This is a genomic window from Betaproteobacteria bacterium (assembly GCA_009377585.1).
Classification (GTDB): Bacteria; Pseudomonadota; Gammaproteobacteria; order Burkholderiales; family WYBJ01; genus WYBJ01.
This window is the reverse complement of the sequence record WHTS01000069.1, coordinates 22,563-31,488: the sequence shown is the minus strand read 5'-3', so window position 1 is coordinate 31,488 and position 8,926 is coordinate 22,563. Positions and strand designations below refer to the sequence as shown.

Here is an 8,926-nt window from a genome sequence, read left to right as displayed (position 1 = left end):
CTAGGCGTAGTAGAGCGGCCTCTCGCCGATCATCGCCAGGACCCGTTCGCCCAGTCGCGCGATCTCGTCGAGCCCGGGCTTGCGGTCGCCCGCGCGTATCGCGTCGGCTTCGAGCTTGTAGGCGCCGATCTTAACTTTGTCCGCATAGGCGTAGCTGATGCGCTGGTAGCGCTCGCCGCACGGACACGCCAGAATTGGCGATGTCGGTCGCCGACCGGCGCCTCACGCCGTGCGTTCCCACGTGCGGTACCTTGGCACGCTTGAGAATGCGCTTCCAGCCGTTGACATAGGTGCCCTTCGGCATAGGCAGTTTGCCAGCATTCTCTGCACCAGACGCGACTGCCGGTCGGCCGCGCCGCCGGCACCGGAGTTGACCACGATCTCGACGTTGCGCTCCGGCTTCCATGGCTGCGCGAACGCCGGAAGCGCGAGCGCGAGCAAAAGTGCTGCAGCACACGAACTGACTCGACCCGACATGCCGTCCTCCTCCTCGTCGATTGAATCGCCTGGCGCTCGGCCCCGGACGCTCTTCCGAAGGAAAGCGCGCCGCGGCCTCCGAGCATCGCGTGAATCTCAGGTCTTCATCGAAGCTTATCCCCGATTGTCGTAGCCCGGCAGCACGCGTGCATCCACCACGCACGGCCGTCCCGCCAGCGCCGCGGCAATGCCCTCCTCCAGCGCCGCCTGCACCTTCGCCGGGTCCGTGACCGGGCCGATGCCAACCGCACCCATGTCGCGCGCCATGCCAGCGATATCGATGTCCGGGTCGTCGATGCGCTGGCCGATCCAGCGGTTCTCCACCGGCCGCCCCCGGCTTTGCGCCATGCGTCCCTGGTGGCGCTCGTCGTTGTAGAACGAGCGGTTGTTGCACACGACCATGAGGCACGGGATGCCGTAGTGCGCCGCCGTCCACACCGCCGTATTGCCCATGAGGAAGTCGCCATCGCCCATGAGAGCGATCGGCAGCCGGCCCGTGCCTTTCAGCGCAAGCCCGGCGCCCACCGTCATGCCGGCGCCCGAACCGACACCGGCGCCGCCGTCATGGCCGATGTAGTCCAGGGGATGGCGCAGCTGCGTGTAGTTACCGTTCCAGCCCAGGGGAAAACGGGTGTAGCAGACATCGACGCCGCGCGTGGCGGCTTCCATCGCGACCGCGACGCCGCGCATCGACACCGCATCGGTCGACGGCGCGGGCAAGGCGGGACGCGCCGGGATCGCGGGCGCGGCGGCCCGCGGCCGCACCGCTTCGAACAGCAGCGGAACCGCCGCATCGGTCTCGCACATGAGATAGACATCCACCGGCGGCAAGCCCTGGTAGTCCATGCTCCAGCCGCGGTGGCTGTGCGCATCGCACGAAACCTGGATCACCTTGCCCGGGAAGGGCTTGCCGTCGCACGCCTGCCTGAGCGAGCTGGCGAGATCGAGATAGTCGAGCGAGAGCACCACGTCGGCGTTCGCCACCAGCGCATAGGCTTCGGCTGCGAGGTACGGGCCGGGCGTGGCCGCGTGCAAGCGATGATCGGTCGGGAAAGCGGCAGCAAGCTTGATGTTGGTGATGACGGGCGCATTGAGCTTCTCCGCCAGCGCCACGCGTGCGTTCCAGCCTTCGAGGCTGCGCGAGCAGCGTCCCGCGAAGATCACCGGCTGCTTCGCCCCGGACAGCAGCTCGGCGGCCCGCGCGATCAGCTCGGGCGCAGGCCGAACCGCAGGCGGCGGTGCGTGGCGCGTCACGTCCGGCAGCGGCGGCAACGCGCCGATCTTCTCCTCCTGCATCGCCACTTCCAGGTTGACGTAAACCGGACCGCGTGGCGCAGTCGTGGCGATCTGTGCCGCGCGCAGGATGGCTTCGCCGGCTGCGAGCGGTGATCCCGGCTGGTTGTCCCACTTGGTGAAGTTGCGGATCAGCCCGCCCTGGTCCGCCGAGGTATGGATCCAGTCGATCCAGGCTCTGCGCTGCGCGGCGTCCCACGGTCCGGTGGCGCCGAACATGAGGATCGGCGCGCGATCGCACCAGGCGTTGTACACCGCCATCACGGCGCGCATGAGACCGATGTTGGCATGCACCGCGCACGCCATCATCCGATCGGCAGCCTTGGCGTAGCCGTGCGCGATCGCGACCGCATTCTCCTCGTGGATCGTCAGCACCATCTGCGGCGCGCGGTTGCCGAGATAGTTGACGATGCTGTCGTGGAAGCCGCGATAACTCGAACCCGGTACGAGCGCGATATACGGGATGTCCATCTCGCGCACCACTGCGGCGATGTAGTCGCTGCCCCAGAACTCGTCGCCCGGCTTCGAAGGCACGGGTGCGTCGTGCGCGATTGTGCCGTGTCGCATCGGTTCGTTCATCGTTCACTCCGTCTTGATGTTGGCTTGCCGGTCTTCGCTTTCCACCAGCGCCCATACCCGCTTGAACGGTCCGCGACTCTTCAGCAGCTCGGAGCCCGCATCGGCCGCAGTTTCGTCGTCCAGCCATAGCGGCCGGCCGAGCGATGCACTGATGCACGCCCGGCGAGCATTCTCCTCGAACAGAAACGCGCCGGCCACCGCCTCTTCCACGCTCGCGCCGGTGATCGCCACACCGTGCGCACGCATGAGCACCACACGATGCGGGCCGAGCGCCTGCGCCAGCGCGGCGCCGCGCACGCGGTCGCTCACGAGCTTGGGATCCGGGTAGACCGGGATGCCGTCGTGGAACAAGGTGCCCATCAGATGAATCGCGCGCAGCCGCTCACCGCTCGTGGTGAAGGCGGTCGAGTACATGCCGTGATAGTGGATCACGCTGCCGACGTCGGGGCGAGCGCGCAGGATCTCGAGGTGGATCGGGTTTTCGCCAGGCGCGACACCGGCGCCCTCGAGATGCTTGCCATCGAGGTCGAACAGCAGGAAGTCCTCGCCGGTCGCATCCATGGCAGCCGAGTGGCGCATGACCAGGAATCGATCCGACCCGGGCAAGCGCACGCTGATGTGGCCGAATCCTTCGATGAAACCGCGCCGGTAAAGGAATCGCCACGCCTTGAGCGCGGTCGTAACGAGCGCATCGCTCATCGTGGCTTGCTCCCTGTCATCCACTTCCCCTTGCACCCGCAGCGCAGCCTGCGGACGGTCCAAGGCGCGTCCCCGAACATGAGCGCTCGCACCCGCAGCGCAGCCTGCGGACGATCCAAGACGGGCTGCACAAAAGAAGGAACCGCGCCTCGCATTCGAGCCCCAAGGATGGGAGATTAACCTGCTGCGCGCGCGTTCGGGGAAATCGCGACGGCCGCCGAGCGGACCGGCGCAGTGGCGAGCGATCGTGTCGGCTGGCACAAGCCCGCGCCAGGTCCCGTCGCTAGGACGGCGCCCGGCGAAATGCGATAATCGATCGACGGACCTATACGAGAAGGGGCGGCCCGATCCAGTCCCTTCCAGGCGACCCGACGGCCCGCTCGATTCCCATCGGCGGGCGGCCCCTATCTGTTACGGAGAACGTTGAGCCATGAGCAAACCTCTCGACTTGCTGAAAATCGCCCAGGAAGAGCAAAGCGGTGACCTGTTCAAGTATCTCGACAGCATCTACCAGCGCTCCAGCGTGCAGCCGCGCGGGATCTCGGATGCGGTGATCTGGGAGGGCGGCAACGTGAGCGGCGGGATGAAACCGGTTGCCCATGCGTTCACCGACATGTTCGCGCTGAACGGCACCATCATGGCCCTCGACGTGCTCGGGCTGCCCTTCCTCGGCGTACCGATGATGGCGCAGTACCGTCACGACACCAAGCTCAAGTCCCTGGAATGGTTCGGCAAGCTCGACGCCACTTGCATCAAGTGGTCGACCGCCGGCGATGCCCTGGTGAACGACAACGGCAAGCAGGTGGTCGTGATGGGCAAGTCGGCCAACGCGCCGCTGCGCACCGCCGCCGGCGTGTACTGCAACGTCCGGCCTTACGGCACCATCACCAACGTGCGCTTCATGCCGGGCCTGCCGTATTCGCAGGACAGCAAGAAGTTCAAGGTCGACCGCGACAGCGGCAACATCCATTCGGAGATGAACACGCCCGGCGTGCGCATGGCCTACGCGGTGCGGCTGTTCCTCAAGCTCGTGCACGAAAACAAGCAGCTCGGACGCGTCGCGACCAAGCCCACGCAGGCGCAGGAAGACGCGGTGAACGCCGGCATCGTGCGCTGGCTGCTTCAGGGTACCAAGTTCGAGCTCAAGCGCCGCTACGCGGTGGATGCATACGCCGAGCACAAGGCGAACGTCGATGCCATCGTCGCGCTGCTGCCGAAGGACTTCAAGGCGGGCATGGAGAACTGGGGCGGCGAGATCCACGAGCACATCTCGGACACGAACTTCGGCATCCTGCTGCACGACATGTATCAGCAGCGCAAGGCCGTGGTGTACTCGACCGACCTCGACGGCGACCGTCTCACCGACCTCATGGCCGATGCGCCCGATGTCCTGCGCGGCTGGGGCCAGAAGGTGCTCGAGCACGTCAAGGCGGGCACGGACATCAACAAGGTCTGGAAGGACATGGGCTTCGCCATGACCAACGGCAAGGACATGACGAGCGTCATGTACCGCATGCAGGGCGAACCGATCTTCGAGCAGACCCTGGGCTCGGCGGATGCGATGCTGCTGCGGCTGCTGGCAGGCGACGAAACCGTGGGCGGCGAGAAGCAGCCGTACGACCCGCGCATCCATTTCGTCCTGATCAACGAGGCGTACAAGGCGGCAAACCCGGACAACAAGGAGTTGCACCGCTGGCTCGACGCCCAGCTCGAGACCTTCGACGAGATCTACGGCAGCAAGCGCCCGCGCTACCTCGAGGGCCATACGAAGCTCAAGCAAGCCATCAAGCCGTGGGGAACGAAGTAGCGGGCAGCGGAGCGAAGCGCGTGCCGCAACGCGACAGCGTCGTACGCAGCGAGTTCTCCCGGCAGGCCGATGCCATGGCATCGGCCGCAGTCTTCAACGATCGCACCGTCCTTGCCCGCATTCGGGAAGCTGCGCACGTCACGCCCAATGCATGCATCCTCGACGTCGCGTGCGGGCCGGGCATCGTGCTCGAGGCGCTCGCCCCGGGCGCCGCGGAAGTCGTGGGTTGCGACATCACACCGGAGATGCTGGACAAAGCCCGGCGCCGCGCCGAGGCGGCGGGCCTTTCCAACGTGCGTTTCGTACCCGCCTGGGCCGAAGCGCTTCCCTTTCCCGACGCGGCCTTCGATGCCGTCGTATCGCGCTCGGCCCTGCACCACTTTCCCGATCCGGCTGCGGCCGTGCGAGAAATGGCCCGGGTCGTTCGCAGCGGTGGGCGAGTGGTCACGGTCGACGTGATGGCGGCGGAATCCGAGGAAGAGGCAGCGCTGCACAACGCCCTCGAGATCCTGCGCGATCCGTCGCACGTGCGCATGCTGCCCCGAACGGAGCTGTACCGGGTGCTGATGCAGGCCGGGCTCGAGATCGCGAGTTGCACCGCATGGACGAACCATCGCGAGTTCGGGGAATGGATGAAGATCACCAACGCCCCGGAACGGATCATGCCGCTCAAGATCGTGATGCGGGCACTGGCCCGCGGCGGCACAACCGCCGGCATCGGGCTCCGGCTCGACAACGACCGGTTGCTGTTCGAGCACACCGCCGGACTGACCATCGCCGTGAAGCCCTGAGGGTCGGGCAAGCGCGTGAACGCGAGCCCGCGCCGCCTGGTCGCGATCATGTGCCTGGCGCAGGTGCTGGTGCAGATCGGCGCCTATGCCTGGCCGGCGCTGCTGCCGACGTTCATGACGGCGTGGCGGCTCGACAACAGCGACGCGGGCTGGATCACCGGCATCTTCTACGGCGCCTACACACTTTCGGTCCCCTTCCTGGTGAGCCTGACCGACCGCGTCGATCCCAAGCGCGTCTATCTTTTCGGTGCGGCAACCACGGCAGCCGCACACCTGGCATTCGCCTTCCTGGTCGATGGCTTCTGGAGCGCGCTGGCGGCGCGCGCGCTTGCCGGCATCGGTTGGGCGGGAAGCTACATGACGGGATTGAAGCTGCTCTCCGATCGGGTCGAAGGCCCGCTCATGTCGCGGGCGGTTGCGGGACATGCCGCCGGGGTCGGCGTCGCCGGTGCGCTCTCGTTCGTGTTCGCCGACTCGCTCGCATCCGCGTTCGGTTGGCCGGTCGCTTTTGGCATCTCGGGTGCCTGCGCGGCGACGGCGTTCGGCATGATCCTCATCCTCGCGCCTCGCCAGCCGCGCCGCGCCGCGGCAAGGGCGCCGGCCCCTTTGCTCGACTTCCGGCCGGTGCTGCGCAATCGCATTGCGATGGCATACGCCGTCGGCTATTGCGTGCACACGTGGGAGATGAACGCGCTGCGCGGCTGGGCAGTCGCCTTCCTCGCCTTCGTCGCAGCGGGCAGCGCGGGTGCGGTCTGGATGTCACCGGCCGTCGTCACGACCGTGATGGCGCTGCTGGGCACCGCGGCGAGCGTGCTCGGCAACGAGGCCTCGATCCACTGGGGCCGCGTGCGCCTGGTGCGCATCGCCATGACACTTTCCATACTCTGTGCGGCGATCATCGGCTTCGTGGGGTCGATGAGCTATCCGCTCGCGGTCGCACTCGTGATCGCCTACGGAATCGTCATCTGGCTGGATTCGTCGTCGCTGACGGCGGGCACGACCACGAGCGCGGAACCGACGCGGCGCGGGGCGACGCTCGCCATCCATTCCATGCTGGGCTATGCGGGCGGGTTCGTCGGACCGCTCGCATTCGGCTTCACGCTCGATCTCGCCGGCGGCATGTCGCGGGAGGCCTGGGGGCTTGCCTTTGCAGGCGTCGGCGCCGTCGTGCTGGTCGGGCAGCTCGCCTCCGAGGCACTGCGCTTGCGCGCCGGTAGGCAGGAGGCCTGACCGCTGCCCGAGCGCGCGCGAGCGATGACAGCGGCCGTCAGTGCACGAGCATGACAGGAATGTCGCTCAGGTGAATCACTTTCGTAGCCGCCGAACCGAGCACCAGATTGCCGACCGCGCCCATGCCGCGGGTGCCCATGGCGATCAGGTCGCAGCCGAGCTCCCTGGCGCGCCGAGCGATCGCCGGTGCCACATCGCCAACGCTCACTTCGGCCACGGGGGCAAGACCGGCGTTGCGTAGCGCCGCGGCGGCATCGTCGGCGATCTTCTGGCCGGCCTCCCTGACCAGTTGCTCGGCCTTCTCATATGGAAGATAGACTTCGGCGGCGCCATACACGACGGGCGCTTCCTGCACGTTCAGAACGTGCACCTGGGCCGGCGTGCTCATCGTCGCCGAAAGCTCGAGCACCTTTTCGAGGGTGCGCTTGCCGTGTTCGGAACCATCGGTTGCGAGCAGGATCTTGAACATGCGCCTTCCTCCTGAATAGTTGCGGAATGGTTGCAACGTTGTCGAAGCCGAGCATGCGGGGCGTGAGTCGCTTCGGCTTCAGCGTGAGCAGCGGGATTCGCCATCGGTGCTCGTCACGGAGATGGGTCGCGCACCCGCGGCGAGATGGTCAACCGCGGCGGTAACGGATAATATCCTCGCTTGCACGCGAGGCGCGCCATCCCATGGACGGCAATTCACGTACCCTTTCCCGCCAGCAGGCGTTCAACAGCTCCCCGATCGCGAAGAAGCTCACCCGGCTTGCGACCAAGGCGTCGGCCGACTACGGCATGATCGGCCCAGGCGAGCGCGTCATGGTGTGCCTTTCGGGCGGCAAGGACAGCTACACGCTGCTCGACGTGCTGCTCACATGGCAGGAGCACGCGCCGTTCAAGTTCGAGCTCGTCGCCGTCAACCTGGATCAGAAGCAGCCGGGCTTTCCGGCCGACGTTCTGCCCGGCTATCTGCAAGCCGCCGGCGTGCCCTACCGCATCGAAGTCCAGGATACCTACAGCGTGGTCAAGCGCCTGATACCGGAAGGCAAGACCATGTGTTCGCTGTGCTCGCGGCTGCGCCGCGGCGTGCTCTATCGGGTCGCGCGCGAGCTGGGCGCCACGCGCATCGCGCTGGGTCATCACCGCGACGACATCCTGACCACACTGCTGCTCAACATGTTCTTCTGCTCCAAGATGAAGGCGATGCCGCCCAAGCTGGTGAGCGACGACGGCTCCAACGTGGTGATCCGGCCGCTGTACTATTGCCGCGAGAAGGACATCGCGGCGTACGCGCGCGCGCGCGACTTCCCGATCATCCCCTGCGCGCTGTGCGGCTCGCAGGAGAACATGCAAAGAAGCATCGTGAAGGACATGCTGCAAGGCTGGGAGCGCAAGCATCCCGGCCGGCTGGACAACATGCTGCGCGCATTGCAGAACGTCGCGCCGTCGCATCTCGCCGATGCCGGGCTGTTCGATTTTGCCGGCCTGCAGGCGCGCGCGGCGGCGTTTGAAGACGGCGACACGGCGTTCGACCCGCAGCCGCTGCCGGCAACCGGGTTCGCGCTCGATTCTTCGCCCGGCGAAGGCGCCGAAGAAACGCTGGCCGGCGGCTGAAGTCCGCGCGGACTGTCGTCGCCCCGTGCTCGAGACGGCAGCGGAGCCTTGCGGGGAAGCGCCACGCCGTTGCATCGGGCGCTCGCCGCAGTCGCCTGCTTCGCGCTGACAACCTGGAGGAACCGGCATGATCGTGCTCGTTCTCGGTCTGATCGTCTTTCTCGGCGCGCATTCCGTGCGCATCGTCGCAGAGCCCTGGCGCACCCGCCGCATCGAACGCCTCGGGGAAAAGCGCTGGAAGGGACTGTATTCGCTCGTCTCGATCGCGGGCCTCGTGCTGATCGTCTGGGGTTACGGATTGGCGCGCGCCGAGCCGATCGTGCTGTGGCAGCCGCCGCTCTGGACGCGGCACCTGGCGGCGCTGCTGACGCTGCCGGTTTTCGTCCTGATCGCTGCCGCCTATATCCCCGGCACGCATATCAGGGCGAAGCTCGGACATCCCATGCTGGCCGGC

At 66.8% G+C, this 8,926-nt stretch carries 7 protein-coding genes and 1 pseudogene; 4 read left to right on the top strand and 4 right to left on the bottom strand.

Features of this window, described 5'->3' with window-relative positions; translation table 11 throughout:
• Positions 1-157: 157 nt before the first annotated feature.
• From GEV05_19790 to GEV05_19780, 3 genes and pseudogenes are all read right to left on the bottom strand, one after another.
• Positions 158-307: pseudogene (locus tag GEV05_19790) on the bottom strand (integrase).
• 284 nt (positions 308-591) lie between these two features.
• The gene (locus tag GEV05_19785; protein ID MPZ45587.1) at positions 592-2,337 is read right to left on the bottom strand and encodes a thiamine pyrophosphate-binding protein; all 1,746 of its coding nucleotides are present in this window, start codon (positions 2,335-2,337) and stop codon (positions 592-594) included.
• Between the two features lie 15 nt (positions 2,338-2,352).
• On the bottom strand, positions 2,353-3,048 hold the full coding sequence (locus GEV05_19780) for a class II aldolase/adducin family protein (protein ID MPZ45586.1): 696 nt from the start codon (positions 3,046-3,048) through the stop codon (positions 2,353-2,355).
• 723 nt (positions 3,049-3,771) lie between these two features.
• Between GEV05_19780 and GEV05_19775 the strand changes: the two genes are divergently transcribed.
• Together GEV05_19775 and GEV05_19770 are read left to right on the top strand one after the other, a co-directional pair.
• The gene (locus GEV05_19775; protein MPZ45585.1) at positions 3,772-5,646 is read left to right on the top strand and encodes a methyltransferase domain-containing protein; all 1,875 of its coding nucleotides are present in this window, start codon (positions 3,772-3,774) and stop codon (positions 5,644-5,646) included.
• A gap of 15 nt (positions 5,647-5,661) precedes the next feature.
• Positions 5,662-6,876 carry an MFS transporter gene (locus GEV05_19770; protein MPZ45584.1) on the top strand — a complete coding sequence of 405 codons (1,215 nt, stop codon included), beginning with the start codon at positions 5,662-5,664 and terminating at the stop codon, positions 6,874-6,876.
• 37 nt (positions 6,877-6,913) lie between these two features.
• On the opposite strand, the gene GEV05_19765 is transcribed toward GEV05_19770, so the two are convergent.
• A complete protein-coding gene (locus GEV05_19765; protein ID MPZ45583.1) occupies positions 6,914-7,345 on the bottom strand; it encodes a universal stress protein in 432 nt (143 codons plus the stop codon).
• Positions 7,346-7,548: 203 nt separating this feature from the next.
• On the opposite strand from GEV05_19765, the gene ttcA reads away from it, so the two are divergent.
• The gene (gene ttcA, locus GEV05_19760; protein ID MPZ45582.1) at positions 7,549-8,472 is read left to right on the top strand and encodes a tRNA 2-thiocytidine(32) synthetase TtcA; all 924 of its coding nucleotides are present in this window, start codon (positions 7,549-7,551) and stop codon (positions 8,470-8,472) included.
• A gap of 127 nt (positions 8,473-8,599) precedes the next feature.
• On the top strand, positions 8,600-8,926 hold a 327-nt coding region (locus GEV05_19755), incomplete at its 3' end, for an NnrU family protein (protein MPZ45581.1).

What these genes read in the sequence shown, in the direction of transcription:
- GEV05_19785 (MPZ45587.1), bottom strand. Translation starts at nt 2,337, where the DNA reads ATGCGACACGGCACAATCGCGCACGACGCACCCGTGCCTTCGAAGCCG.
- GEV05_19780 (MPZ45586.1), bottom strand. Translation starts at nt 3,048, where the DNA reads ATGAGCGATGCGCTCGTTACGACCGCGCTCAAGGCGTGGCGATTCCTT.
- GEV05_19775 (MPZ45585.1), top strand. Translation starts at nt 3,772, where the DNA reads ATGGTTCGGCAAGCTCGACGCCACTTGCATCAAGTGGTCGACCGCCGG.
- GEV05_19765 (MPZ45583.1), bottom strand. Translation starts at nt 7,345, where the DNA reads ATGTTCAAGATCCTGCTCGCAACCGATGGTTCCGAACACGGCAAGCGC.
- ttcA (MPZ45582.1), top strand. Translation starts at nt 7,549, where the DNA reads ATGGACGGCAATTCACGTACCCTTTCCCGCCAGCAGGCGTTCAACAGC.